Source organism: Cobetia sp. D5, from assembly GCF_035666195.1.
Classification (GTDB): domain Bacteria; phylum Pseudomonadota; class Gammaproteobacteria; order Pseudomonadales; family Halomonadaceae; genus Cobetia; species Cobetia amphilecti.
Genome location: NZ_CP142020.1, coordinates 1,086,386 through 1,112,120 on the forward strand (window position 1 = coordinate 1,086,386; position 25,735 = coordinate 1,112,120).

A 25,735-nucleotide genomic window follows, 5' to 3' on the forward strand; every position below is an offset into this window, starting at 1 on the left:
ATGGCCCTCGTCGCCATGCCTGTTCTCTTGTTCATCGTTAGGAGCTGATCATGCATCCGCTGCGCATCCTGCTCGGGGTCAACATCGACCACATCGCCACACTGCGTCAGGCGCGTGGTACCCGCTATCCGGACCCGGTCCAGGCCGCGCTGGTCGCGGAAGAGGCGGGTGCCGACGGTATCACCGTGCACCTGCGTGAAGACCGTCGCCACATCCAGGAGCGCGACGTGCGCATTCTGGCCGAGGTGCTCAACACGCGCATGAACCTCGAGATGGCCGTCAGCGAAGAGATGCTGGCGCTGGCCGAGGAAGTCCAGCCGGCCAACGTGTGTCTGGTGCCGGAAAAGCGCGAAGAGCTGACCACCGAAGGCGGACTGGATGTCGTCGGTGATCTGGCGCGCATCACCGCCGCCTGTGAGCGTCTGGCAGCGGCGGGCTGTGAAGTCTCGCTGTTCATCGACCCGGAGCCGGAGCAGATCCGTGCCGCCTTCGAAGCCGGTGCGCCGGTCATCGAACTGCATACCGGCGCCTATGCCGATGCCACGGGCGAGACGGCGCGTGTCGAGTTCGAGCGTATCGCGGCCGCCGCGGAGCTGGCCAACGAGCTGGGGCTGGTGGTCAATGCCGGTCACGGTCTCAACTATCACAACGTCGAGGCGATCGCGGGTATCTCCGGGCTCAACGAGCTGAACATCGGTCACGCGATCATCGCGCGCGCCATGTTCGTCGGCCTGAAGGAGGCCGTCATCGAGATGAAGCGTCTGTGTATCGCAGGCCAGGAAGCGGGCCTGATGGCCGCGCTGGATGCGCACGATCATGACCATGACCACGAACACGGTGATGCCCATGAGCATGTGCAGGGCTCAGGCTGCTGCGGATGATCGTCGGCATAGGCACGGACATCGCGCGTATCGAGCGCTTCGAGGCAGGCATGGCGCGCCACGGCGAGCGCTTTGCGCGCCGACTGCTGGGGGAAGAGGAGTTGGCGCGCTTTGCCGATCACCCTCAGCCGGCGGCCTTTCTGGCCAAGCGTTTCGCGGCCAAGGAAGCCTTCGTCAAGGCGCTGGGCACCGGCCTGCGTCAGGGCATGCGCTTCACCCAGATTCAGGTGGTCAACGACGCCCTGGGCAAGCCCTCGCTCAAGCTGTCTGACGAGGCGGAAGCCCTGACCGCGCGGGCGGGTATCCGCCATCTGCACCTGTCGATCAGTGATGAGCGTGATCAGGCCATCGCCTTCGTGGTGCTGGAGCGTTAGCCCTATTCGGTCTGACGCTGTATCGCGCCTGTGAACACGGCGCTCGAAACGACAACGCCACCCCTGCCTTGCGGCAGCGGGTGGCGTTGTCGTTTGTGCAGGACTGGTCTTTCAGGACTGGTCTTTCAGGGCTGGTTTTTGGACTGTGGCTCGCTCGTCTGTGGATTGCTTACCGATGACGAGCCTGTGTCGGAGGGCTCAGCGGGTGCGTCCGAGGGGGCGGTGGCGGACGATGAAGAGGTCTCGACAGAGGACGCTGTCGGCGTCTCAGGCGTCTCACCCGTCTCACCGTCGGGGCTAGCCGGTTCAAGCGGCGCGGCGAGCAAGGCCTTGGCCTCATCGCTGTGCGACCACTGGATCAGGCTGTCGATGGCCGCGAACAGGGCATCGACATCCTCTTCCAGCTGCGACAGGCCGCTGACGCGGATGCGGGTCTCCAGTGCCTCCACCAGCAGCGCCAGACGCGGCACGCCACAGTAGCGGCAGGCGCCGTTGAGATAATGCACGCCATCGAGCATCGCCTCGTTGTCACGCGCCTGCCAAGCGCGGCGGATCCTGGCCTCGCTCTCCGGCAGGCTCTCGATCAAGAGCCCCAGCATCTCCAGAGCCAGGGCCTCGCGGCCTCCGGCCATTTCCACGCCCAGCGCCATGTCGACCACCGGCAGGTCAGCGTCCTGCTCCAGACTGAGCTGACTCTTCGCGGCAGAGCGGGGCAGTGGCGCTACCGGCGATGAGGACTCGGCCTGGCTGGCAGCGTCTTTCACTCCCGGCGGCAAGGCAGTCATCGCCTGACTGCGAGCAGGGCTGCGCGGTTGGTTGCGTTCTGGACTGCGCGATTGGCTGCGGGCAGGGCTGCGCGATTGGCTGGATGACCGCGCGGCCTGCGGTGGCGGGTTCAGCGAAATGCCCAGATGACGGCTGAGCAGGTTGGCCAGCAGGCCCTCGTCGATGGGCTTGATCAGGTAATCATCCATGCCTTCCGCCAACAGCTCTCGCCGTTCATGCGCCAGTGCATGGGCGGTGAGGGCGATCACCGGCAGGTGGCGGTTGCCCTCGCGATGCTGATGACGCAGCGCCTTGGTGGCTTCCAGCCCGTTCATGCCCGGCATCTGGATATCCATCAGGACGGCATCCACGACCTGCTCCTGAGCCAGCGCCAGCGCCTCTTCGCCACTCTGGGCGGCCAGGGTGTCCAGCCCCATGTCGGTCAACAGCTCCTCGGCCAACAGGCGGTTGGAGGGGTTGTCGTCGACCACCATCACGCACTTGCGAGGCTGCGCAGGCGTTTCCTGGCTCGCAGGCTGGGCGGGGAGCTCAGGCCGCGGGCCGGCCGGTGGTGTCTTGGCAGGCGTGGTGCTCGCGGCAGGCGTGCTGGCTGGCTTGGCGCTCGTATCAGGCGTGGCGATCGGCTTGGCGGCCGGCGCCGTGCTTGCGTCCTGCTCACGTGTGGCCGGCTCGAACGAGGTGAAGGAGGCGCTGCGCGGCGCCTGAGTCGGGTCGCGGTGAGGTGAATGCAGCAGATTGGCCAGCTTGTGGCGCATCTGCAGGCGTGTGACCGGCTTGCTGACCACTTCGTCGATGCCGTACTGCTGCAGGTTCTCGGCGTCGGCGGGCAGGGGCGCGTTCAGCAGACCCAGCACGCGACACGGCAGATGCTTGAGGCGCGCGCCCCATTCATCCAGCCGCTTGAGGTCACGGCTCTCCAGCGCGACCACCACCAGATCCGGCTGCTCTTCGATGCCGACCAGCGTCAGTGACCAGCGGGTCAGCAGGTAACTCAGGGCGCGACGGGTGGCCGAGTGGGGCTCGATCAGGCAGATGCGTTGATGATCGAACACGACTTCGCGCGGGCGCTCCTCGATGCTGCTGACCGCCACCGGCACGCTGAACAGGAAGGTGGAGCCGTGGCCGGGCAGGCTGTCGACCTGGATCTCGCCGCCCATCTGCTCGACCAGTCGCTTGGAGATCATCAGCCCCAGGCCGGTGCCGCCGAACTGGCGTGCCCGTGACGGGTCTCCCTGCGAGAAGGCCTGGAACAGGCGATTGCGCTGGGCGCTATCCATGCCGATGCCGGTGTCTGCCACCGCGATCTTGAGGCGGGTGTTGCTGCCGGACAGATCATCCACCATCACGCGCACGATGACTTCGCCGCGCTCGGTGAACTTGACGGCATTGGCGACCAGATTCGTCACCACCTGCTTGATGCGCAGCGGGTCGCCCTCGAAGCGCTGCGGCACGTCGTCATAGACAAGCCCGAGCAGATGCAGATGCTTGCGATGGGCCTCCGGGGCATGCATGGCGAGCACTTCCTCGATCAGCGGTTCGATGTCCATCTGCACCTTCTCGAGCTCGAGCTTGCCGGCTTCGATCTTGGAGAAGTCGAGAATGTCATTGATCAACGACATCAGGCTCGAGGAGGCATTCTGCATGTGGCCCAGCCAGTCGCGCTGGCGGTTGTCCAGATCGCTGCGCCCCAGCAGGTTGCTGAAGCCGATGATGCCGTTGAGCGGCGTGCGGATCTCATGGCTCATGTTGGCCAGGAATTCCGACTTGATGCGGTTGGCTTCCAGCGCCTTGCGCCGCGCCATGTCGAGCTCGATGTTCTTGATCTCGACGGTTTCCATCGACTCGTGCAGGTCCTGGGTGGTCTGTTCGATCTGGTCCTGCATGTCCTCGCGCGCGCGCTTGAGCTGCTCGACGCTGCGGTTGTAGTTCTCGGCCAGCTCGCTGAGATCGTCATTGCCTGCCACCGGCAGCTGGCGGTGTGTCTCGCCGCGCGCCAGACAGGTGAGGGCCTCGCCCAGCTCATGCAGCGGCTGCAGCATGCGGCGCGAGCCATGGAAGGCCAGCAGCAGCAGCGCCAGCCCGAAGACCAGATTGGCCAGCCCGTAGCCGACCAGCAGCTGGTAGCGATGCAGCACCAGGCGGGTGTCGGAGGCCTCCAGTACCAGCCACGACATCTGCTCGCCGCGCTGCGTCTCGCGCCACGGGTCGATGACCGGCATCACCATCACCAGCGAGTCCGGGTCCGAGGGGTAGGCCTGACTCTCGACCAGCGTGCTGGTTTCCGGACGCTGGCTAGGGCCGAGATGCAACAGGGCGCCGCCGTTGGCGGTGCGCAGCGTCAGGGCGCGCACGTCGCGCTGGTCGATCAGCATCTGGGCCTGCTCGTGCAGGCGCTGGTCGTCAGCGGCGAGGGCGGCGTTGGCCATGCCCGGCATGATGGCCTGCATGCTGGCCTGCAGGCGCTCCATCATGGCCAGGCGCTCACCGCTGATCTCGCGGTCCACCGCATACAGGCTGAACATCAGGCTGGTGGCGAGGGGCAGCAGCAAGAGGGCAAGCTGGAATCGGGTACGAAGCAGCATGGCAATCCATCGTCAAAGGGCGAACGAGCATCAGCGGTCAGCATACCTCGCGCTCTTGAGCGAAGCGATGGCGAGCGCCCTGACAGGGCTGGGCGGGAGCGATATACTGCGCGCATCATCTACACCCCGACGCGGCCCCCCGTTCGTCCTTGGTCCCGATGCCAGCGCCTGACCGCTGTCATTCGGCTGTCCGGGCGCGGCGTCTCTGGAGTCTGCCTCTCATGTCTCATCTCAGCGAAACCCCCGGTGACGCCATCCCTGGCGCGTCCGATTATCCCAGTCTTGCAGATGTCGTCGGCAATACGCCGCTGGTGCGCCTGACGCGCATCAGCGCGGGCCGCAACAATGTGCTGCTGGCCAAGCTGGAGGGTCACAACCCCGCCGGTTCGGTCAAGGATCGTCCGGCGCTTTCCATGTTCCAGGAGGCGGAAGCGCGCGGCGAGATCTCTCCCGGCGATACCCTGATCGAAGCGACCTCCGGCAATACCGGCATCGCGCTGGCCATGACGGCGGCCATCAAGGGCTACCGCATGGTGCTGGTGATGCCGGCCAGTGCCTCCAGTGAGCGCAAGCAGGCGATGGGCGCCTACGGGGCCACGCTGATCGAAGCCGATGGCATGGAGCACGCGCGGGACCTGGCCGAGGGGATGATCGCGCGTGGCGAGGGCAAGGCGCTGGATCAGTTCGCCAACCAGGACAATCCGCTGTCGCATTACCGCACCACCGGGCCGGAACTCTGGCAGCAGACCCACGGACGCATCACGCACTTCGTGTCCTCGATGGGCACCACCGGCACCATCATGGGCACCTCGCGCTATCTGAAGGAGCAGAATCCGGCCATCGAGATCGTCGGCCTGCAGCCTGCCGAAGGTGCCAGCATCGCGGGTATCCGCCGCTGGCCCGCCGAATATCTGCCGAGAATCTTCGATGCCTCACGCATCGACCGCACGCTGGATATCGGCCAGCACGAAGCCGAAGTCTGCATGCGCCGCCTGGCGCGCGAAGAAGGCATTCTGGCCGGTGTCTCCTCCGGCGGTGCGCTGGCGGGCGCGCTCAAGCTCGCCGAGCAGGTCGAGAATGCGGTCATCGTGTTCATCGTCTGTGACCGGGGAGACCGCTATCTCTCGACAGGCCTCTATACCCAGGACGACGACATGACTCAGCAGGACACGCCCCACAATGAAGCCGTCGCAGGGGAGCGTTCCTGATGGCGCTGCTCGGACAGAAGCGACCGGCGCGCAAGCCGACCCGTCGCGAGAAGGAAGTGGCCAGTCGTGGCACCCGCAATGCCAGCGACGCCGACAGCCAGTGGCTGACGGTCGACCGCCTGGCCCATGACGGGCGCGGCATCGCCCATGACGAGAGCGGCAAGACCCAGTTCATCGATCAGGCCCTGCCCGGCGAGCGCGTGACGCTGGCCATCCACCGCACCCACAAGCGCTTCAATGAGGCGCATGTGCGTGCACGTGACAACGCGGCTGACAGTCGCGTGACGCCGCCCTGTGCCTATTTCGGCAGCTGTGGCGGCTGTGATCTGCAGCATATGGCGCTGGATGCCCAACGCACCCATAAGGTGCAGGTGCTGGGCGAACATGCGACACGCAATGGCGTGACGCTGCCCGAGATTCAGCCGCTGGGCGATGATGAAAGCCGTTATCGCCGTCGCGCGCGTATCGGCGTACGCGTGACCGATGCCGGAGAGTTGCAGTTCGGCTTCCGGGGACGCGGCAGCAACCAGCTGGTCGATATCACCACCTGCAGCGTGCTGGTGCCGGAGCTGGACCGCCTGCTCGCGCCGCTGCGTGAGCTGATCGAGAGCCTCGAGGCACCCAAGCGTCTGGGCCATCTGGAGCTGACCGCTGCCGAAGGGCAGGTCATCGTGGTGGTGCGCCAGCTCAAGGCGGTGCCGCGTGATGCGCAGCGCTGGCAGGCCTTCGCCGAGCAGCACGGCCTGGTGGTCGGCTGGCGGGTCGGACGTGATCCGGTGGTGCTGGAGTGGCTGTCGGGCACGCCGAACGCCGCGTATTCGCTGAGTGTCGGCGCAACGACGCTGCGTCTTGCCTTCTCGCCGGGCGACTTCGTGCAGGTCAATGCGGCGCTCAATCAGCGCCTGATCGACACCGCCTTCGAATGGCTGAGCGACGTCAGTGGCCTCAAGGTGATGGACCTCTACGCCGGTGTCGGCAACCTGACCCTGGCGGCTGCCGCGGCCGGCGCCAGTGAGGTGACGGGCATCGAGGGCAGTCAGGGCATGGTCGATCAGCTGATGGTCAATGCCGAAGCCAACGGACTGGCTCAGGTGAGTGCACGTCGAGCGGACCTGAGCAAGGCCCTGCCGTCACTCGAGGGTATCGACCTTCTGGTACTAGACCCGCCGCGTGATGGCGCTCAGCCTCTCTGCGAGGAGCTGGCACGTGATCTGCATGCTGGGAGGGTCAGCCGAGTGCCGCAGCGTGTGCTGTACATCGCCTGTGACCCGACCACGTTGATGCGTGATGCACGGCTGTTGCAGGACGCCGGTTATCGCGTCACGCGTGCCCTGATGGCGGACATGTTCGTTCACACGGCACATCTGGAATCGATGTTGCTGCTGGAGCGGGCGGAAGACTGAGGCGGTGCCCTCGGGCACTGTCATCAAGATGGCAAGATATTCAAGGACATAGGGTCATGGTCAAGGTGCGCGAAGATCAGCCGCTGACCGATAGCGGTGGTGTGGACATCCCGGTGTGGGTCGCGCGACTGCGCGAGGAAGTCCCGTCGGTGAATGCCGAGGTCATGGTGCAGGCCTGTGAAGTGGCGCTCAAGGTGGCGCGCGAGGCGGACGCCCGCGGTGACAAGCCGTGGCGCGAGCCGCTGCGCAGTTTCCGTTTCAGTCTCGAGATGGCCGACATCCTGTCGGAACTCAAGCTTGACCAACCGGCGCTGGTCGCGGCCGTGCTCTATCGCGCGGTGCGTGAAGGGCATCTGGGGCTTGAGGCCATCGAGAAGCATTTCGGCAAGGAAGTGGCACGCCTGATCGATGGCGTGCTCAACATGGCTGCCATCAGTCAGCTGCAGGCGCCGAGTCATGGCATGGCGCAGCATGACCAGCAGGACAACCTGCGCAAGATGCTGGTGTCGATGATCGATGACGTGCGCATCGCGCTGATCAAGATCGCCGAACGTACCGTCGCCCTGCGTCACGTCAAGGATGCCCCGCGCGAGAAGCGCATGCGCGTGGCCAGCGAAGTCTTCGATATCTACGGGCCGCTGGCGCACCGCCTGGGCATCGGTCAGCTCAAGTGGGAGCTGGAGGACCTGTCCTTCCGCTACCGCGAGGAGGATGAATACAAGACCATCGCCAAGCAGCTGTCCGAGAAGCGTCTGGAGCGTGAGCACTACATCGCCGATCTGCTGGTCGAGATGCGCACTCTGATGAGCGAGCAGGGCATCAAGCATTTCGATGTCGCGGGCCGCGCCAAGCACATCTACTCCATCTGGCGGAAGATGAAGATCAAGCGCATCGCCTTCTCCCAGGTGTATGACGTGCGCGCGGTACGGATTCTGGTCGGCACCGTCAGCGATTGCTACACGGCGCTGGGGATCGTCCACTCGCGCTGGCACCACGTGCCGCATGAGTTTGATGACTACATCGCCAACCCCAAGAAGAATGGCTACCAGTCACTGCACACTGCGGTGGTGGGGCCGAGCAACAAGGTCATCGAGATCCAGATCCGTACCTTCGACATGCACGAGGAGGCGGAGCTGGGCGTGTGTGCCCACTGGCGTTACAAGGGTCACGATGTCGGCCACAAGAGCCGCAGCTACGAGGACAAGATCGCCTGGTTGCGTCAGGTGCTCGAATGGCAGGACGAAGTCGGCGAGAACGGCGGCCAGGAAGCGATCCGTCAGGGGCTGAGCTCCGACGTCGCGCCGGACCGCATCTATGTCTTCACGCCGGAAGGGCATGTCATTGACCTGCCCAAGATCGCGACGCCGATCGACTTCGCCTACCGCGTGCACACCGAGGTCGGCCATCGCTGCCGGGGTGCCAAGGTCGACGGGCGCATCGTGCCGCTGACCTACAAGCTCAAGACCGGCCAGCAGGTCGAGATCCTGACCGCCACCAAGGGTGGCCCGAGCCGCGACTGGCTCAACCCGAATCTGGGCTACGTGCGCACCTCGCGGGCCCGCGCCAAGATCCAGACCTGGTTCAAGCTGCAGGCACGTGACCAGAACGTCGATGAGGGCAAGGCGCTGCTCGAGAAGGAATTCTCGCGGCTGGCGCTGGAGAATCTCGACCGCGACAAGCTGGCCAACGCCGTCAATTACCCGACGCGCGATGACATGTACGCTGCCATCGGCGCGGGCGATCTGCGCGTCGGCCAGGTGCTGCACCAGGCCCAGCAGCTGTTCGGCGATACCGATGATCAGGAGCAGCTCGAGCGTCTGCTGCGCCAGCGCAAGCCGCAGGGCAAGGAAAAGCCCGACGCCGTCATGGTGCTGGGGGTCGGCAATCTGAAGACCACCATGGCCAACTGCTGTCACCCGGTGCCGGGCGATCAGATCGCCGGTTTCATCACCCAGGGGCGCGGCGTGACCGTGCACCGTCAGGACTGCCCGAACCTGATCCAGCTGCGTTCGGACGAGCCGCGTCGCATCGTCGATGTCGACTGGGGTCAGCGCTCGCGCAATCAGTATCCGGTCGATATCGAGATCCAGGCCTGGGACCGCTCCGGTCTGCTGCGTGATGTCACCAACGTACTGAGCGGCGACAAGGTCAATGTGCTGTCGGTGAACACGCGCACCGATCAGCTCGACAACATCGCCACGCTCAAGATCACGCTGGAAGTCGAGAATCTCGACGTGCTGGGGCGCGTGTTCGCCCGCATCCAGCAGCTGCCCAACATCATCGACGTCAAGCGCCTGCGGGTCGGGGGCGACAAGGCATGAGGCTGGAGTCTGGTGAAAGTCGGGAACCTGGCGAAGAGACGGCCACGCCAGTCGATACGCGCTACACCCTCGATGACCTGCTGACCCTGATGGCCGTGCTGCGTGACCCGCAGTACGGCTGCCCCTGGGACAGCCGCCAGGATTACGCGAGTCTGGTGCCGCACACCCTGGAGGAGGCCTATGAGGTCGCCGATGTCATCGAGCGCGCCGCAGCCGATGCCAGTGTGCTAGAGGAGCTGCCGGCGGAACTGGGTGACTTGCTGTTTCAGGGCGTCTTCTACGCCCAGATCGCCAGTGAGCAGCAACGCTTCGATTTCCACGACGTGATCCATGTGCTGACCGAGAAGATGCTGCACCGCCATCCGCACGTCTTCCCGGATGGCACCCTCGCGTCGCGCCGTGAGGGCATCGCCACTCATGAGGTCGACGAAGGCTCGCTCAACGCCCAGTGGGAGTCGCTCAAGCAGCAGGAGTCCGCTGACGCGCCTGCCAGTCAGACTGCCGGCGACAGCGTACTGGATGGCGTGCCACTTGGCCTGCCGGCGCTGACGCGGGCGGCCAAGCTCTCGAAGAAGGCCGCGCGTTCGGGCTTTGACTGGCCGGACACGAGTGGCGTGCTGGCCAAGATTCGTGAGGAGCTCGGCGAAGTCGAGGAAGCTCTGGCCGAGGGTGATACGGCCCATGCGCGCGAGGAGGTCGGGGATCTGCTGTTCGCGGTGGTCAATCTCGCGCGTACCCTCAAGGCGGACCCGGAGCAGATGCTGCGTGCTACCAATGCGCGCTTCGAATCACGCTTCCGCCATGTGGAAGCCGCGATCGCCGGGCAAGGGCGCACGCTGGATGAGGCGTCGCTTGCCGAGATGGATGCGCACTGGGATGAGGCCAAGCGCCGGGAGCGTGCGGCTGAGCAGGCGCGACAGGGTGAGGGTGCGGCGTCAGTAGCGCGTCCGGTGACGCCGCTGGTTCGGTGATAGGGCGTCGTCGCAGGGTATTGGGAAAAGGGCATTTGGAAAAATGTAGTAAGTTTACGCGATAGTCGGATTGTGGAGCCGAGGCCCGCGGTCGTATGCTGAGGGGAAGCGATCAGGACGCGAGTCTTGTCCTGCTTTCCGGTCTGCTGCGCCGCGGGTCTTTCCGTTTCGCGCCAGTGTCTTCACCAGCGCCAGACCGGTGTCTTCCCTCAGCCGGTTGTCATCAGGTGTCTTTGCGCAATGAGGGAATCTGTTGTCAGCTATCTGACTGTGTGCCCCTGGTGACAGGGGAAGATGACCGCGGCAGCACCGTCACTCCCAAGGAGGGTTTCATGAGTCACGACTTGCATGAATCGTTGCGCGATAACGTGCGTATTCTCGGTGACAACCTCGGCCAGACCATCGCGGCCGACCTCGGCGATGACTTCGTCGCACGCATCGAGCGCATCCGCGCCCTGGCCAAACAGGGCCAGCAGGGCGATCAGGCCGCCCGTCATGAGCTGATCGACTATCTGCGTGATCTGCCGGATGGTGATCTGCTGCCGGTCACCCGGGCGTTCAACCAGTTTCTGAATCTTTCCAACATCGCCGAGCAGCACTACCGTGGCCGCTTCAAGCGCGTCGAGGATTATCGTCCCGGCAGCCAGCCGGACCTCGGCGAGCTGATCACGCGCATTCGCGAGCGTGGTTTCAGCGCGCAGAAGATCGTCGAGGAGCTCTCGGCGATGCGTGTCGAGCTGGTGCTGACGGCGCACCCGACGGAAGTCATCCGCCGCACCCTGATCCAGAAATACGATGCCATCGAGGGCTGTCTGACCCAGATGGAAGGCGCCTGTGATCGCCCGGAACAGGCGACCCTCGCGCGTGCACGTCTGACCGAGCTGATCAGCCAGGCCTGGCACACCGACGAGATCCGCCACGAGCGTCCGACGCCGGTGGATGAGGCCAAGTGGGGCTTTGCCACCATCGAGAACTCGCTGTGGCAAGCGGTGCCGGACTTCCACCGTCAGCTTGACGAGATGACGCTGGACGCCGCGGGTGAGCGCCTGCCGTTGGACGCCGCACCGATCTGCTTCGCCTCCTGGATGGGCGGTGACCGCGACGGCAACCCCAATGTCACCGCCAGCGTGACGCGGACCGTGCTGCTGCTGGGACGCTGGATGGCGGCGGACCTCTACCTTCGCGATCTCGAACAGCTCAAGTCGGAGCTGTCGATGTGGAAGTGCACGGCCGCCCTGCGTGCCGAGGCCGGCGATGTGGCCGAACCCTATCGCGAGATCCTGCGCCGCCTGATCCTGCGCATGGAAAGCACGCGTGACTGGGCCAAGGCGGGTCTGGACGGCAAGCGCCATGAAGGTGTCGATATTATCGAGACCCGTGAGCAGCTGTATACGCCGCTGCTGGCCTGCTACCGCTCGCTGTGCGATGTGGGGCTGGACACCATCGCCAACGGCGCACTGCTCGACACCCTGCGTCGCGTGGCCTGTTTCGGTGTCACCCTGACCAAGCTCGATATCCGCCAGGAGAGCACGCGTCACGCACAGGTCTTCGATGAACTGAGTCAGACGCTGGGGCTGGGCAGCTATTTCGAGTGGGACGAGCAGCAGCGCTGTGACTTCCTCACCAAGGAGTTGGCTGGCCGTCGCCCGCTGATCCCGCGCCATTGGGAATGCTCCACTGACACGCGCGAGGTGCTGGATACCTTCAAGGTCATCGCGCGCGAGCATCGCGAGGCGCTGGGCACCTACATCATCTCGATGGCCGGTCAGGCCTCCGATGTGCTGGCGGTGGCACTGTTGATGAAGGAGATCGGCGGTGATGTGCGCCTGCCGATCGCGCCGCTGTTCGAGACGCTGGATGATCTGGACCGCTCAGGCCCGGTCATCGACACGTTGCTGGGCATGCCGATCTATCGCGAGCAGGCCGGTGATCGTCAGGAAGTGATGATCGGTTACTCCGACTCCGCCAAGGACGCCGGCCAGCTGGCGGCTGCCTGGGCACAGTACCGCGCTCAGGAAACGCTGGTGGAAGTCACCAAGCGCCACGGCGTCGAACTGACCCTGTTCCACGGCCGTGGTGGCACGGTCGGTCGTGGCGGCGGCCCGGCGCATGCGGCAATCCTCTCCCAGCCACCGGGCTCGGTGACCGGCTCGCTGCGCGTCACCGAGCAGGGCGAGATGATTCGCTTCAAGTTCGGTCTGCCCGACATCGCCAGTCGCTCGATGGAGATCTATGTCTGCGCGGTGCTGGAGGCCAGCATGCTGCCGCCGCCGGCGCCCAAGCAGCAATGGCGTGACGAGATGGATCGCCTGGCTGGTATCGCGCACAAGGCCTATGTCGGCGTGGTGCGTGAAGACCCGAACTTCGTGCCGTACTTCCGCTCGGTAACACCGGAAACCGCACTGGCACGTCTACCGCTGGGCTCACGCCCCGCCAAGCGTCGTCAGGATGGTGGCGTCGAGACGCTGCGCGCGATCCCGTGGATCTTCGCCTGGACCCAGATTCGTCTGATGCTGCCCGCCTGGCTGGGCAGTGGCGAGGCCTTCGCCACGCGCATGCAGGAAGAGGGCGGCCTGGAAGTGCTGCGCGAGATGATGAATGACTGGCCGTTCTTCTCCACCTACGTCGACATGCTCGAGATGCTGCTCTCCAAGGCCGATCTTTCGACGGCGGCCTACTACGAGCAGCGTCTGGTCGATGAGCCGGCCCTGAAGGCGCTGGGGCAATCACTGCGTGATCGTCTCGAGCGCCTGGAGAAGGTGGTGCTGGAGATCCGCGATCAACAGGCACTGCTTGAGCATATGCCGCTGATCCGTCAGGCCATCGATGTGCGCAACCCCTACATCGACCCGCTGCATGGTCTGCAGGCCGAGCTGCTGCAGCGTAACCGCGACGCTGATGGCGCCATCTCCGCCGAGCTGTCACGCGCACTGATGGTGACCATGGCCGGTATCTCGGCCGGTCTGCGCAACACCGGTTGATTCAGTTGATCCAGCTGGCCCTGTTGATTTGCGCCTTGGCGTGAAGGATTAGCCAAGGCCTATCAGCGAAACTAGAAAGCCCCCGTCAGGTACGCCTGACGGGGGCTTTCTGTTATCTATCGGTCAACGCTGAAGGCTGGTTTGCGCGCTGATCAGCGACCAGAATTCAGCGCTCAGCGGCTAGAGTTCAGAGGCTAGAGCTCAGCGCTCAGCGACAAGAGTTCAGCGGCCAGCGACACGCGGGGTCGCCAGGACTCACAGCAGGCCGCTGGCGCGCTCGCCTACCAAGGGCATCAGGAAGCGTTCCCGCTGCCAGTCCTCATCCTGATCGAGCGCCACCAGATGCAGCAGTTTGGTGAAGGCCGCTTCCAGCGTCATGTCGTCGCCTGACAGCACGCCGACAGTGGCCAGGCCTGCGCCGGCCGCATAGTGGCCGATGGTGACCGGCCCGTGCGGACATTGGCTGATACCGGCCAGCAGCTTGCCTTCGCCACGCGCATCGGCCAATACCCCCAAAAGCTCGCCGTCTTCCGGCAGATTGCCGCTGCCCCACAGCTCCAGCACGGCGCCCTTGACCTCGGGGCGCATCAACTGCACACGCACGCTCTTGGCGCTGATGCCGGGGTAGAGCGGCAGGCGAATGATGCTGTCCTTGCCGAGGCGGGCATAGTCGGGCAGCTCGAAGGCGGGGCCTTGATCATCCATCAGGCGGCCGGGGTAGAGCACGGCGCGGTCATCGACCCATTCGCCCAGCAGCGGCGCATTGGGCGTGGTGAAGCCGCGGTGGTCCTGGGTGTACCACTTGCGGGTGCACACACCACGCAGCAGCTGCCCGCCGAAGGCGACCACGACTTCATTGAGGGTCGGCTGGGCGGCGGCGGTGAGTGCCAGTTCGACATTGCCCAGCGCGTCACTGTGCTCGGCTTCCAGCGGCAACTGTGCGCCACTGACGATCACCGGGCGCGCGGTGCCCTTGAGCTGGAAGGCGAGGCTGGAGGCCGTCCAGGCCAGGGTGTCGGTGCCCTGCAGGACGACGAAGCCATCGAAGCTGTCGTAGGCGTCCGCGATCTGGCTGGCGATGGTGTGCCAGTCCGCCGGTGTCGCGGAGGAGGAGTCGATCAGCTGTGGAAACTCGCGCAGGGTGAAGGCGGGCAGACGGCCACGACGGCTGGGGGGCAGTTGTTCCAGTGCTGCGCGCAGACGTGTATCGAAGTCACCGGCAGGTACCAGTCCTTGTTCACTTTCCACCATGCCCAGGGTTCCGCCGGTATACAGCACCAGGATGTGTGTCTCGGGAGTCATCGTGTCCACCTGCCAGAAATGGGAAAGCCGGCATTGTAACGCATGCCGGCTTGCAGGGGAGCTGTCGGAGTCGGGCGTTCAGCCGCGACGCGATGGTGGCGCTCAGCTGATATTGCCACCGCCGATGCGTGCATCCTTCTGATGGGACATGGCGCTGACGCACATCACCCGTACGCCTTCGAGCATGCTTTCAAGACTCATGGTCGGCAGGCGGCCATCGACACTCTGCTCGGGCAGCGCCGGGATATGCACGAAGCCGGAGCGGATGGGGCTATCCGCCAGATGACGCTGCACCCCATAGAACAGGTGGTTGCAGACGAAGGTGCCTGCCGTGTAGGAGACGCTGGCGGGAAGGCCCGCCGCCTGGAGGTCGTTGACCATCGCCTTGATCGGCAAGGTGGTGAAACAGCCATCCGGGCCGTCGGCCTCGATGGGCTCATCCACCGGCTGGTGGCCGCCGTTGTCCTTGATGCGATAGTCATCCAGGTTGATGGCGACACGCTCCGGCGTGATGGCGCTGCGACCGCTGGCCTGGCCGAGCATGATCACGGTGTCAGGGGCGTGCTCGCCGATGGCCTTGATGACGCTGTCAATCGCGGCGTAGCGTGTCACCGGCACCCGGCAGGTGATGATCTCGAAGCGCTCATCGGGCTGGTCGTGCATGGCCAGTGTCTGACCGTCCAGTTGTTCGATGATCTTGAGGGCGGGATTGACGCTATCCGTGCCGAAGGGCTCGAAGCCGCAGAGTAGCAGACGACGCATGATGAAATTCCTTGGCTGGCATCGATCACCGCTGGTCACGGCTGGCGGTGATCGATGCGCGGGTAAGAGTGGGAGATCAGAAGGCCAGCAGCAGCATCAGGCTGATGTTGGCGGCCAGCATGACCAGCGCAGGCAGTATCTGTGCGCGAATGATGTGGTAGCGGTCATCCAGTTCCAGCAGGGCGGCCGGCACGATGTTGAAGTTGGCGGCCATCGGCGTCATCAGTGTGCCGCAGTAGCCGGACAGCATGCCCAGCACGCCGACGATGGCCGGGTTGCCGCCATGCAGCGCGATGACCAGCGGATAGCCGATACCGGAGGTGATGACCGCAAAGGCCGCGAAGCCGTTGCCCATCAGCATGGTGAACACGGCCATGCCGACGCAGTAGGCAATCACGCAGGCGATCAGGCTGGTATCCGGCACCACGCTCGAGACCAGCCCGGCGATGGTCTGGCCGACGCCGGCCTGATCGAACAGCAGGCCAAGCGCGGCCAGGAATTGCGGCAGGATGGCGGCCCAGCCGATGGCATCGGCCAGGCGGCGACCTTCCTGCATGCCGGTCGCCGAGCTCTCGCGCAGCAGCAGCAGTGCCACGGCAAAGGCCAGTACCGTCGCGACGCCAAGGCCGACCAGCGCACTCTGACCTGTCGTGAGGGTGTAAAGGAAGGTGCCGACCGGAATCACCAGCGCGGGGATGAACAGGCGCGACCCGAGACGCTTGCGGCGCGCCTGACGCGCCTCATCGCTCAACTGGCCGTAGTTGCCGAACCCGAGCTGGCCGGTGGCGGCCAGCAGGGCCAGCGCCAGCATGGCAAGTCCGACCACGACATCGGGCAGCCACTGGCCAAATGCCAGGCTGATGCCGAAGATCATCCAGAAGGCAGTGGTGCCGAGTCTGCGCGGATGATCACGATCGGTGAGCGTCAAGACGGCAAAGGCCATGATGGCGAAGCCGGTAATCAGGTAGAGAGCGTCGATACCGTTCATGAGTGGCTCTCCGTCGCAGAAGTGGTGAAGGTGTCCTTGCCTGGTGTCGCGTTGGCCTGGCCGGAGGGCTGGGGGTATTCCTCGCGCAGCAGCTGTTGTTCACGGCGAATGCGCGCGTCCAGCCGGCGGCAGAGCACGAAGACCACCACCAGTGACACCAGCGCGGTGGGAATGGCATACATTGCCATGTCGGCCAGGCTGACGCTGGCGCCACTCTTGTCGAGCACGCTCTTGATCAGCAACAACCCGCCAGAAGCCACGAAGATCAGCTGGCTGAAGAAGTTGCCGAAGTTCTCGCTGACGGCATTCAGAACGCGGATGCGTTGGCTCAGGGCCTTGAAGCGTGGCGAGCTCAGCGCCTCTTCGGGGAGATCACGTTCGGCGGCGCCGACTGACATCGGGGCGACCAGCGGTCGGATCATCGCCGGGTGACCACCGAGCTGCAGGCCGAAGGCATTGGTCGCCTTGCGCAGCACCAGGTAGCTGAAGGAGATGCGCCCGGCGCTGGCGGCTCGCAGTTTCTGGACCAGATGTTCGGCCTGATCGCGCAGTCCATTGCGCTCGAGCAGCCCGATCACCGGCAGGGTGATGATGAACAGCGAGACGGCGCGGTTGTCGGTAAAGGCCTGACCGAGCGCGGCGAGAATTTCAGTGGGGGACATGCCGGCCACCAGGCCGGAGGAGAAACCAGCCACCAGCACCACCAGCAGCGCATTGAGGCGCAGTGCCAGGCCGATGACGATGATGGCTACGCCGATCAATGACAGCATGAGGTGTCTCCCGAGCCGGGGGAGGACAATCGAATCCTTTCGAAGGACATGAGCATGTGCCTCTGGGTGTGAGATTGTTGTTATGAGGGTCTCGTTGCGAAGCAGGTCGAACATTGCCTGGCTGTTCGAAACATTGCCGAGCAGTTCGAACATGGCAGTGCCGTTCGAACATGGCAGGGCGCAATGTTCGTTGCTTTACAACGAGAACTCAGAGGGTAGAGCGACACCAGAGGAATCCAAATGAGACATTCGGAATATATAAATTTCAACGACATATAGTATCGGTAAAATCTATCATCCAGGCATGAATGACAGATAATATTGATGCCTTGGTGGGGCCTTGCCTCACCCCTTGAGGGGAGAAGATGTCAGCCATCGACCACTTCGGCGCTGCCATCCTCGCGCAGGCAGATACGGCGACGCCTGCCGACCTGGAAGCCAAGCATGGCGGCGCTCAGCAGGATCAGCGCGAACAGCGACGCGATCACGCGCAGGTCGGCCGTGATTTCCAGCAGAATGCCGACGGCGAGTGGCCCGAGGGCGGCCAGCATGTAGCCGGTGCCTTGTGCCATGCCGGAGAGGGCGCCCGCCAGACGTGCATCGGAGGTGCGCAGCACCAGCAGCGTCAATGCCATCGAGAAGCTGCCCCCCTGGCCGAAACCGAGCAGCACGGCGAACAGCCAGCGCAGTGACAGCGGCCCAATCATCAGTCCCAGCAGGCCGATGGCGGTACAGGACAACAGCAGCAGGATGGCGGGGCGCTGGTCGCGCCCCATGCGGCCGATCACGGGGGCCAGCAGGGCGGTGAGCACCTGTGCCATCACCGAGGCGGCCATCAGCCAGCCGGATTCGATATCGCTCAGACCGCGTTGCTGGAGCAGGAAAGGCAGCCAGCCAAAGACGATATAGGCCAGGGAAGACTGGCAGCCCATGAAGAAGGTGACCTGGCGGGCCAGCGGCAGGTGCCACAGGCGGGGGGTGGCCTGCTGTTGGCTGGTCATCTTCTCTGGCCACGGGTGGGGCATGCTCAGGCGCCAGGCGGGAAGCGCGATCACCACAAGCAGCGCCCAGCAGGCCAATGAGGCTTGCCAGCTGTCGAGAAGATTGGCCAGTGGCACGCTGAGTCCCGCGGCCAGCGCCGCACCAAGACATAGCGCCATGGTGTAAACGCCGGTGAACAGGTCGGCTCGCTCAGGATGCTCACGCTTGACGATGGCGGGCAGCAGGGTGCCGGCGACGCCGATGCTGCCGCCACATAACAGGGTGCCGAGATACAGCAGCAGCGCCATGTCACTGGCCCGCAACCACAGGGCGATGCCGAGAGTGACCAGGGCAAGGCTGAGGGTGCGCTCTACCCCCAGGCGGCGGGCCAGGCGCGGTGCCAGTGGGGCGAAGAGCCCCAGGCAGACGACGGGCAGTGTGGTGAGAAGGCCTGCTGCCAGCGTGCTCAGTCCCAGGTCCTGGGTGATGCGATCCAGCAGGGGCGCCAGGGATGACAGCGCCGGACGCAGGTTCAGGGCGACCAGAATCAGGATGAGCAGGAAAAGGGATGCTGGCATTCGGCGCATGAGGAAACCTGAACGAGAGGACAGGTCTGTGAGAATACCGGCATATGCTCAAGCTGTCTTGCCGCGAGCTGTCTTGCCGCGAGCCGTTCTTCCTCGAACCGGGCCCTGGACGGCAGAACGCTCGGCAATTGCCGAGCGTTCTGTCTCAATGCGCCTTTCTCGATACATCTGTCCTGGCTCAATGTCCCCGTCGTGATGCGCCGCTCCTGTGCCTCAGTACTTGGGCTCCAGCTCCAGCTCGCGTGTCGGGCTGTCGATCCTGCGTGCTGCCGCGCGTTGACGCGTCGTGGCGCCGTCGGCATGCACATCGTGGCCGCGGGGAGCGACATTGCGCCATGCGGGCGTCTTCTGCAGGCGCTCGGCATTGGCGCGTGCCGTATTGGAGACTGGCTGGCGACTCGCCTTGGCGCGAATCAGGGTCATGTCCTCAGTGCTCAGCAGCATGCCCTGGGGCGTGCGCTCCAGCACGAGGTGGCCGCGGAAGTGCCAGCAGCGCATGGGGGTATGCGCGACACGATAGCGATGGCCAGCCACCTCCAGCGAGATGGCCTCCTTCGGCTGGCAGCCAAGGGGATGCAGAGTCACTTCCTCCAGCAGCACCAGACGATTGAAGTCGTCCGGCTGAAGCACCTGATTGCCATCATGCATGCGCACCGGAAAGGCATGGTTGTCACGCTGCAGCTCACGCCGCTTGTGACTGACGCTGCCGCTGCCTTCCACGATGCCGGCACCACACACATGCACGAGCTCGCCATCAATCTGTTTGATGACGAGCACCTCGACGTGGCGCTGCTTGAAAAGATGATCACGCAGTGAGCGTAATGGCATGGCTGAAATCCTCATCTACACCATCCGTTGGCTGAGTATATCCGTCAGAGCCCGAGTCATCTCTCTGACCGACAGGCGCTTCCATGCTGCCTGCCAAGTGATATCTCGCGCTGATAGCCACATCATACGCCGTTTGTGAGCATTTTTCCCGAATCAAGCACCAGTCTGGGGATAAACCATCTTGTCAGGACGCGGCTTCATGACGCCTCTGTCAGCCAGATGACTGAGAACACTGCCTACCCTTGTCGGGTCACTCGTACTTGCCCAGCACGGCCCGGCAGATATCAGCGAAATTGCGTGCTTCCGGCGGGTGTTCCAGATCGAGCCCCAAGGCCTTGCCGACGCGGGAGGCGGCGACCAGTCCGCGCACGCTGAGCTTGCCATCGTCGCCCTGCTCGGTCACTAGCAGGTGGGATTCGCCGCTCTGACGCAGTGTCTCGACCAGGTCCCCGACGCGGGCGCGCTTGAGCACGGCGAGAGGAATGCCCTGCAGCTCCGCGCGGGGTATCTGCACCATGTCGGTAGTGACTTCGTCGCGCTGAACATTGAAGCGGGTCATGGCACGCATCACGACTCGGCCGCCCTGCAGCTCACGCGAGGTCACCACGCCGGTGAAGGTGCCATCATGATCGTGGACCAGCAGCAGACGCACCCCCGCCTGTTTCATGGTCGCCAGTGCCTGACCGATGGAGGCGCTGCCCTGAATGCTGCGACCGGCGGTGACGGCAAAGTCCGTCACCAGCTCACTGGCCGAGCTATCCATGGTGATGTCGCCGATCGGCTGCAAAGGCAGACGAGCGGAGGTGACATGAGAGAGCGTTTCGACGTCGAGGGTATGGTAAGCCGACGGTGCAATGGCATTCATGGACTGACTCCTGTAATCAGATGACGAGCATGTTCTGCGTACTGTGAGTCAGGCGAGGGCCAGGAGTTTCCTGCACGATGGGTAACCTCAGGTTGCTACTGTCGCAACAGTGACAGGATTTTCGGTCTGTCGGGTCAATATTCGTCGCTATCTGTGCGAGATGGGAAATGGATAGATTCCATTTAGGAAACAAAGGCCCCGGCAGGCCGGTACTGGCATGAGCCAGCAGTTTTCTTGCCCCTGACAGCAATGATGCCCACTGCACGAGGCGAGTGGGCATCATTGAGCCGATTCAGGGAGTTATCCCTTCATCAGGGGCTGGCGTACACGCCTGGGCGCATCACACCCACTGCTTGAGGTCGCCGCGTACGGCATCCAGGAAGGTGATGAAGTCCGTCTGGTCATCGGCGTCGCAACGGTCCACCTTGCAGGCCAGCTTCATCTTGGTGCCGGCGACGATTTCGTCATACACCTCGAGCGTGAGTTTCTCGACGCTGGCATCGGCGGGTTCCTGCTCGCCAGCCAGCAGGCTGAACGTCGTCATCAGCGTGCCGCGAAGACGCGTGGTGCCGCCTTCCGCGACCACTCGACGCACCTTGAGCCAGCCTTCGCGCACCATGATCTCACCCTGCGCATCGCGTTGCTTGTAGATGGTGCGATAGCATGCATTCTCGGAGACGCCCTTGGCGGCCATGCTTTCATAGGCCTTGATCATGCGCGTCGCCATGGTGCCAGCTTCGGCGATCTTGCGGCGGGCAGCACGATGTTCACGTTCCAGGCGGTCTTGCTTGGAGAAACGCTGCCACAGGTGGAAGTCGCGTGTCAGAGTGGTCGCGTCCATTACAGTCTCTCTTCTCTAAAAACGGCGGGGAAAAGTGGGTGACGGCTACTGCCATGTCCAGGCGCTGATGGTGTCACGAAGGCGGGCGATTGTCTGCCCGGTTCTTGCCTCAGACGTCGAGGAGGGCCCGAGGGCCAGGTGGTCTAGGTCATGCAGGCTGGCGATGAGATGTCAGCATTACCATGCTCAAGAGTACCATTGACTGGTCACGGACTTTTTCCAGCCCGGTCATCATCACGACTGAATCTAGGGCTTAAATCTTCTCTGAACTACTCTGCAAGTCACCCACAAGGCCCACTTTGTGAGAATCTTCGACTGCTGATCCTCGAGATTGCTGATGCTTCACGCTCAGGCTCCTGCTACGTGAGCCACGCCGCTGTGATGGGATTGCCAGTCTCGCAGGGGAGGGCGCCTGGTACACGTGAGTCACATGCTTGACTGCGCTGCATGCCTTGAAGGATGCGCACTGGTAAGAGCTGTCACGTTTCATACAGCAGCGTGAGATAGAATAGGCAGGTAAAATCATCAGGTAGCGCGCAGCGGAGGCACACGGGAAGTGCCGTAAATGAGGAAGGAATCATGGCGAAAGCAGATCGCCGTCGCAAAGCGGGAAGTCGGCAGGGTGTCTTGCGCACGGTAAACATGAAGTGGCGGTGGCCAGCTCCAGCGGGGCTGGCTGAGCGGCACCTCGTGCTTTATCAGTTGTTCATGTGGATCTATATCAGTGCGCTCGGCTGCCAGCTGGGCTACTTCGCTCTGCTGGGCCTGCAGCCTTATCCGCAGCCGGTGGTGATCAATGTCATCGGCGTCCTGCTCAACGTCCTGGCCATCATGTTCCACCGCAAGGGGTACATGAATTCCGCGTTGCTGTTGCTGGTGGTGCCGATGTCGGCCAAGGCGGCATGGTGGGAATATCAGTTCGGCGCCGAGGGTGGCTTCGAGTATTTCCATATCGTCGCCATCTTCTTCGTCTGTATCGCGTCCCTGTCACGCATTCAACGGCTACTGTTCAGTGGTGTCCTGCTGCTGTTCTATATCGGCGCCCAATACCTCACCAGCCCGGTCTATATCGTCTCCTACGAGTTCATGTCGCTGGCCAGTGTCGTCAACCTGGTGATGTCCGTCACCTTCATCGCGGTGGTGGCGGTGCAGATCGGGTGGGAGGCAGAGCAGCGCGAGAAGCGCTACCGTCGAGACTTGCGCCATGACCAGCTGACGGGGGCGCTGTCTCGTTTTGCCTTGCTGGAAGAGGGGCCGCGTCTGCTGAGTCGTGGTGGCCTGGGAGTGCTGATGATCGATGTCGATCACTTCAAGGCCATCAATGATACCCAAGGGCATGCGATTGGCGATGAGGTGCTGATAGAGCTGACGCAACGACTGCGTCACCACCTGCGCGGCAGTGATCAGTTGTGCCGCCAGGGGGGAGAAGAGTTCGTGGCCCTGTGCCCGACGGAGGACAGAGAAGGGCTCCAGCACGCAGCCGAACGCTTGCTGCTCTCGATCAACAGTCGTGCCTTCACGCTGAGCAACGGCCAGCTGCTGCGGGTCACCATCAGTATCGGGGTGGCCCAGGGCGGACCGGCCGCTTGCGCGGAATCACTGCTGCCGGACCTTCTGCAGCGTGCCGATCAGGCCATGTACCGTGCCAAGCGCGAAGGGCGCAATCGGGTGGTCACCGTCTGGGATACGCCCGATCACGGTGCAGCCAGTCTCGATCAGGTCGAGCTGTCTGATCACGGCCACAGCCCCGACCACGGTCACAGCCACGACAGCCTGGCCATGCCAGGCATACCGCCACTGGATACTCCGGGCGATGGATCAGGCGAAGCGGCCTCGGCCCCCAGTCGCTCTGATGTCAGTCACCATGACGATGTGCAGACCGCCGATGAGGTCTATCAGTGGAAGCGCTGACGCAAGGATGATGGCTTTGCCATTTCACCTCATTGGGCGTGATATCCGTGCGTGATCCACGCTCTCACCAAGCGGAGAGACAAGTTGATGATGGATTCCTGTGGCAGCGTTTCACGCCAGATGTCGCGCCGGCTCTTGCGGGGACTGCTGGTGGCGACGCTGGTCAGTGGTATGCCGCTTGCGGCGGTTCAGGCGGAGGAGTCGCCGAATGCTGCAGCGTCTTCGAGTGACGGGCAGGCGCCCCGGGCGCAAGTGATTGCCGACCCGGCGACACCCTCTCTGCCGCCTGCCGCCAAGGCCAGCAACAGCATCTTTCGCTGTATGCAGGCGGGGGTGCCCACCTGGCAGCAGCAGCCTTGCCAGCAGGGCGATACCCCCGTCACGCTGGATGATTCGCTGACGGTGGTGCCCGCCGCTGACGTGGTAGAAGAGACTTCAGGCGAAGACCCGACCGCACAGCGCCTGGCGCGTGAGAAGGAGCGTGCCCTGGCCGCACGTGAGGAGAGTCAGCGCCAGTACCGCATTCGTTCAGCGCTGGATGATGGCTATCTGGTGCAGGGCATGAGCGAGGCTCAGGCCATCTCGTTGCTGGGCAAGCCCAGTGATATCAGCGAGACGATTGCCGATGACACGTCCTGCCGTCTGCTGAACTGGTGGGAAGATGTCCGCGTGCAGTTCTGCAACGATGAAGCCGTGTCCATCACGGCCAATCAGCTGGATTGAGTGACTTGCGGTCAGGGCCATCAAGGCAAGGGCCGGTGCGAGCTGAGGCGCTCGCACCGGCCCTGTTCGTCCTGTCCGACTCGTACAGCCCGCGTCAGCGCCATGACGATGAGCGGGGTTTTCTGGCCGCAAGCCTGCTTGCCAAGAAATTGCTAATATAAGGCATGATCTAGCGTAGAACCCGTCTTTTTCATGTCCGATGTTGCGAAATGGCGACGACCGGGTGGTGAAGTTGCCACATTACCGAGTTTATCGAACAGTGTTAGATTACTCTCCGAACGCAGCAGCCAGCCTCTCAGGTGTCATCCAGGGGCATGGCTGACTGGCCGACGAGCCAGGCTGCAACACTATTCGGTGAGGAGAACACGCATGAACAAGTCCATCCTGATTGGCGCGATCGTGGCTGCACTGGGCATTGGCGGTGGAGTGGCGATCGGCAGCTATACGGCCAGCAACTCAGGCCCTGAATATGCCGATATCGTGGCGGTGGATGCCGTGACGGAAACCGTGACCACCCCGCGCGAGGTCTGTCACAACGAGACCGTGACGCATCAGGCGCCCAGCAAGGACACCCACAATGTCGTCGGCACGGCCGTCGGCGCGATCGTCGGCGGTGTGGTGGGCAATCAGTTTGGCGGTGGCAATGGCAAGAAGGTGCTGACAGCCGCGGGCGCCGTGGGTGGCGGTTATGCCGGCAACCAGATCCAGGGCCAGATGAAGAAGGGCGACACCTACACCACGACCGAACAGCGCTGCGAAACGGTGCAGGACGCGTCAGACAAGGTGGTCGGCTACGACGTCAAGGTCGACATGGGTGACGAGACCCGCACCGTGCGTCTCGAGGACAAGCCGGACGTGAAGCGCTTCGAGATCCGTGACGGTGAGCTGGTGCTGCCCCAGCAAGGCTGAGGCCAGCTAGCCGCCAGACAAGAAGACCCCCGACGGATTCCGTCGGGGGTCTTCTTTTTTTGGACATCCCGCTTTCTGGGCATCCAGCTTTCTGGGTATCCAACCGTGCTCTTTTCTATCAGACCGTCAGGTCGTCAGCTGGCATCCGCCGTGGCGGGCAATGCCTTGGCGATCTCGCGTGCCAACTGCTCGCCGGTCACACGCCAGCCTTCGCCCAGGCTATTGACCAGCGCCGGATAGCCGTCATCCGTCAGGGGAGTCAGCGTCTGGATGTCGCCTTCCTCCAGCACGCTGCCATCCACGCCGCGCAGGCGCCAGCGACCGGTGATGACGGACTGGCCATCGTGGCGGCCGATGAAGCGATCCAGGCTTACGCTCAGGCGTGCGCCCTTGAGGCCGCTCAGGCTGGTGTCCGCGATACGGTACTGGCTCAGCGGTTGGGCGGGGCTGGCCTTGAGCTGCGTGAGCAGCTGGCGGGTCAGCATGTCCTGCAGGTCATCGGCCCACAGGTTCTGACTGGCCTGTACCAGCGTGATGTCGTCCGTCTGATAGACCAGACTTCCGCCTTCCAGGTAGCTGGCCAGTTGCACCGGCATCACTTCCAGCAAGGGCGCATCGGCGGCAACGCTGCGCTGGGCGGCGGCCTGTGTCGTTTGCGGCAGCAGGTAGGCGCCACCGGTGGCGGCAGTCGTGCAGCCCGCCAGTGTGCCGAGCATCAGCAAGCCTGCCATCAGGCCGCCGAAGCGGCCCTGGCGCGACAT

20 protein-coding genes are annotated in these 25,735 nt (G+C 63.8%); 10 read left to right on the top strand and 10 right to left on the bottom strand.

What is annotated here, in order from left to right; genetic code table 11:
* Window positions 1-50: 50 nt before the first annotated feature.
* Window positions 51-881 carry a pyridoxine 5'-phosphate synthase gene (gene pdxJ, locus U0O11_RS04630; protein ID WP_225347709.1) on the top strand — a complete coding sequence of 277 codons (831 nt, stop codon included), beginning with the start codon at window positions 51-53 and terminating at the stop codon, window positions 879-881.
* Window positions 878-1,255, top strand: a complete 378-nt coding sequence (gene acpS, locus U0O11_RS04635) for a holo-ACP synthase (RefSeq protein ID WP_043331863.1) — start codon at window positions 878-880, stop codon at window positions 1,253-1,255. The genes pdxJ and acpS overlap by 4 nt, the downstream gene beginning before the upstream one ends.
* 125 nt (window positions 1,256-1,380) lie before the next feature.
* Here the strand turns inward: acpS and U0O11_RS04640 are convergent, their stop codons facing one another.
* Window positions 1,381-4,623 carry a response regulator gene (locus tag U0O11_RS04640; RefSeq protein ID WP_324691899.1) on the bottom strand — a complete coding sequence of 1,081 codons (3,243 nt, stop codon included), beginning with the start codon at window positions 4,621-4,623 and terminating at the stop codon, window positions 1,381-1,383.
* 221 nt (window positions 4,624-4,844) lie between these two features.
* Here U0O11_RS04640 and cysM point away from each other — a divergent pair, with 221 nt between their 5' ends.
* From cysM to ppc, 5 genes are all read left to right on the top strand, one after another.
* The gene (gene cysM / locus U0O11_RS04645; RefSeq protein WP_225347711.1) at window positions 4,845-5,831 is read left to right on the top strand and encodes a cysteine synthase CysM; all 987 of its coding nucleotides are present in this window, start codon (window positions 4,845-4,847) and stop codon (window positions 5,829-5,831) included.
* Window positions 5,831-7,234 (top strand): RsmD family RNA methyltransferase, encoded by a 1,404-nt coding sequence (locus U0O11_RS04650; RefSeq protein WP_225347712.1) that lies wholly within the window; start codon window positions 5,831-5,833, stop codon window positions 7,232-7,234. The genes cysM and U0O11_RS04650 overlap by 1 nt, the downstream gene beginning before the upstream one ends.
* A 56-nt stretch (window positions 7,235-7,290) precedes the next feature.
* Window positions 7,291-9,555, top strand: coding sequence for a GTP diphosphokinase (relA, locus tag U0O11_RS04655; RefSeq protein ID WP_043331860.1), 2,265 nt, complete (start codon window positions 7,291-7,293; stop codon window positions 9,553-9,555).
* Window positions 9,552-10,526 (top strand): nucleoside triphosphate pyrophosphohydrolase, encoded by a 975-nt coding sequence (mazG, locus tag U0O11_RS04660; RefSeq protein ID WP_225347713.1) that lies wholly within the window; start codon window positions 9,552-9,554, stop codon window positions 10,524-10,526. The genes relA and mazG overlap by 4 nt, the downstream gene beginning before the upstream one ends.
* Window positions 10,527-10,858: 332 nt before the next feature.
* A complete protein-coding gene (gene ppc, locus U0O11_RS04665) occupies window positions 10,859-13,507 on the top strand; it encodes a phosphoenolpyruvate carboxylase (protein ID WP_043331859.1) in 2,649 nt (882 codons plus the stop codon).
* A gap of 255 nt (window positions 13,508-13,762) precedes the next feature.
* Here ppc and U0O11_RS04670 read toward each other — a convergent pair whose 3' ends face one another.
* From U0O11_RS04670 to U0O11_RS04705, 8 genes are all read right to left on the bottom strand, one after another.
* Window positions 13,763-14,809, bottom strand: a complete 1,047-nt coding sequence (locus tag U0O11_RS04670) for an asparaginase (RefSeq protein ID WP_225347714.1) — start codon at window positions 14,807-14,809, stop codon at window positions 13,763-13,765.
* A gap of 102 nt (window positions 14,810-14,911) precedes the next feature.
* Window positions 14,912-15,571 carry a pyroglutamyl-peptidase I gene (gene pcp, locus U0O11_RS04675; protein ID WP_225347715.1) on the bottom strand — a complete coding sequence of 220 codons (660 nt, stop codon included), beginning with the start codon at window positions 15,569-15,571 and terminating at the stop codon, window positions 14,912-14,914.
* A 76-nt stretch (window positions 15,572-15,647) separates the two neighbouring features.
* Entirely contained in the window at window positions 15,648-16,559 is a 912-nt protein-coding gene (locus tag U0O11_RS04680; RefSeq protein WP_225347716.1) for a DUF979 domain-containing protein, read from the bottom strand.
* Window positions 16,556-17,329: a DUF969 domain-containing protein gene (locus U0O11_RS04685; RefSeq protein ID WP_225347717.1), complete on the bottom strand. Its 774-nt coding sequence runs from the start codon at window positions 17,327-17,329 to the stop codon at window positions 16,556-16,558. Before U0O11_RS04685 ends, U0O11_RS04680 begins: the two co-directional genes overlap by 4 nt.
* Window positions 17,330-17,697: 368 nt before the next feature.
* Window positions 17,698-18,888: an MFS transporter gene (locus U0O11_RS04690; protein WP_225347718.1), complete on the bottom strand. Its 1,191-nt coding sequence runs from the start codon at window positions 18,886-18,888 to the stop codon at window positions 17,698-17,700.
* A 222-nt stretch (window positions 18,889-19,110) separates the two neighbouring features.
* Window positions 19,111-19,725 carry a hypothetical protein gene (locus tag U0O11_RS04695; protein ID WP_225347719.1) on the bottom strand — a complete coding sequence of 205 codons (615 nt, stop codon included), beginning with the start codon at window positions 19,723-19,725 and terminating at the stop codon, window positions 19,111-19,113.
* A 250-nt stretch (window positions 19,726-19,975) separates the two neighbouring features.
* Window positions 19,976-20,590: a CBS domain-containing protein gene (locus U0O11_RS04700; RefSeq protein WP_324691906.1), complete on the bottom strand. Its 615-nt coding sequence runs from the start codon at window positions 20,588-20,590 to the stop codon at window positions 19,976-19,978.
* Between the two features lie 340 nt (window positions 20,591-20,930).
* Window positions 20,931-21,431: a hypothetical protein gene (locus U0O11_RS04705; RefSeq protein ID WP_225347721.1), complete on the bottom strand. Its 501-nt coding sequence runs from the start codon at window positions 21,429-21,431 to the stop codon at window positions 20,931-20,933.
* Window positions 21,432-22,139: 708 nt separating this feature from the next.
* On the opposite strand from U0O11_RS04705, the gene U0O11_RS04710 reads away from it, so the two are divergent.
* The 3 genes from U0O11_RS04710 (at window position 22,140) to U0O11_RS04720 (ending at window position 24,974) form a co-directional block, all read left to right on the top strand.
* Window positions 22,140-23,342, top strand: coding sequence for a GGDEF domain-containing protein (locus U0O11_RS04710; RefSeq protein WP_225347722.1), 1,203 nt, complete (start codon window positions 22,140-22,142; stop codon window positions 23,340-23,342).
* Between the two features lie 87 nt (window positions 23,343-23,429).
* Window positions 23,430-24,065, top strand: coding sequence for a hypothetical protein (locus U0O11_RS04715; RefSeq protein ID WP_225347723.1), 636 nt, complete (start codon window positions 23,430-23,432; stop codon window positions 24,063-24,065).
* Window positions 24,066-24,434: 369 nt separating this feature from the next.
* The gene (locus tag U0O11_RS04720) at window positions 24,435-24,974 is read left to right on the top strand and encodes a glycine zipper 2TM domain-containing protein (protein WP_043331847.1); all 540 of its coding nucleotides are present in this window, start codon (window positions 24,435-24,437) and stop codon (window positions 24,972-24,974) included.
* A gap of 134 nt (window positions 24,975-25,108) precedes the next feature.
* On the opposite strand, the gene U0O11_RS04725 is transcribed toward U0O11_RS04720, so the two are convergent.
* On the bottom strand, window positions 25,109-25,735 hold the full coding sequence (locus tag U0O11_RS04725; RefSeq protein WP_225347724.1) for a PqiC family protein: 627 nt from the start codon (window positions 25,733-25,735) through the stop codon (window positions 25,109-25,111).

What these genes read in the sequence shown, in the direction of transcription:
- U0O11_RS04670 (WP_225347714.1), bottom strand. Translation starts at nt 14,809, where the DNA reads ATGACTCCCGAGACACACATCCTGGTGCTGTATACCGGCGGAACCCTG.
- U0O11_RS04650 (WP_225347712.1), top strand. Translation starts at nt 5,831, where the DNA reads ATGGCGCTGCTCGGACAGAAGCGACCGGCGCGCAAGCCGACCCGTCGC.
- U0O11_RS04700 (WP_324691906.1), bottom strand. Translation starts at nt 20,590, where the DNA reads ATGAATGCCATTGCACCGTCGGCTTACCATACCCTCGACGTCGAAACG.
- U0O11_RS04680 (WP_225347716.1), bottom strand. Translation starts at nt 16,559, where the DNA reads ATGAACGGTATCGACGCTCTCTACCTGATTACCGGCTTCGCCATCATG.
- cysM (WP_225347711.1), top strand. Translation starts at nt 4,845, where the DNA reads ATGTCTCATCTCAGCGAAACCCCCGGTGACGCCATCCCTGGCGCGTCC.
- U0O11_RS04685 (WP_225347717.1), bottom strand. Translation starts at nt 17,329, where the DNA reads ATGCTGTCATTGATCGGCGTAGCCATCATCGTCATCGGCCTGGCACTG.
- U0O11_RS04640 (WP_324691899.1), bottom strand. Translation starts at nt 4,623, where the DNA reads ATGCTGCTTCGTACCCGATTCCAGCTTGCCCTCTTGCTGCTGCCCCTC.
- mazG (WP_225347713.1), top strand. Translation starts at nt 9,552, where the DNA reads ATGAGGCTGGAGTCTGGTGAAAGTCGGGAACCTGGCGAAGAGACGGCC.
- U0O11_RS04695 (WP_225347719.1), bottom strand. Translation starts at nt 19,725, where the DNA reads ATGCCATTACGCTCACTGCGTGATCATCTTTTCAAGCAGCGCCACGTC.
- U0O11_RS04710 (WP_225347722.1), top strand. Translation starts at nt 22,140, where the DNA reads ATGTGGATCTATATCAGTGCGCTCGGCTGCCAGCTGGGCTACTTCGCT.
- U0O11_RS04725 (WP_225347724.1), bottom strand. Translation starts at nt 25,735, where the DNA reads ATGTCGCGCCAGGGCCGCTTCGGCGGCCTGATGGCAGGCTTGCTGATG.
- U0O11_RS04705 (WP_225347721.1), bottom strand. Translation starts at nt 21,431, where the DNA reads ATGGACGCGACCACTCTGACACGCGACTTCCACCTGTGGCAGCGTTTC.
- ppc (WP_043331859.1), top strand. Translation starts at nt 10,859, where the DNA reads ATGAGTCACGACTTGCATGAATCGTTGCGCGATAACGTGCGTATTCTC.
- acpS (WP_043331863.1), top strand. Translation starts at nt 878, where the DNA reads ATGATCGTCGGCATAGGCACGGACATCGCGCGTATCGAGCGCTTCGAG.
- relA (WP_043331860.1), top strand. Translation starts at nt 7,291, where the DNA reads ATGGTCAAGGTGCGCGAAGATCAGCCGCTGACCGATAGCGGTGGTGTG.
- U0O11_RS04715 (WP_225347723.1), top strand. Translation starts at nt 23,430, where the DNA reads ATGATGGATTCCTGTGGCAGCGTTTCACGCCAGATGTCGCGCCGGCTC.
- U0O11_RS04720 (WP_043331847.1), top strand. Translation starts at nt 24,435, where the DNA reads ATGAACAAGTCCATCCTGATTGGCGCGATCGTGGCTGCACTGGGCATT.
- pdxJ (WP_225347709.1), top strand. Translation starts at nt 51, where the DNA reads ATGCATCCGCTGCGCATCCTGCTCGGGGTCAACATCGACCACATCGCC.
- U0O11_RS04690 (WP_225347718.1), bottom strand. Translation starts at nt 18,888, where the DNA reads ATGCCAGCATCCCTTTTCCTGCTCATCCTGATTCTGGTCGCCCTGAAC.
- pcp (WP_225347715.1), bottom strand. Translation starts at nt 15,571, where the DNA reads ATGCGTCGTCTGCTACTCTGCGGCTTCGAGCCCTTCGGCACGGATAGC.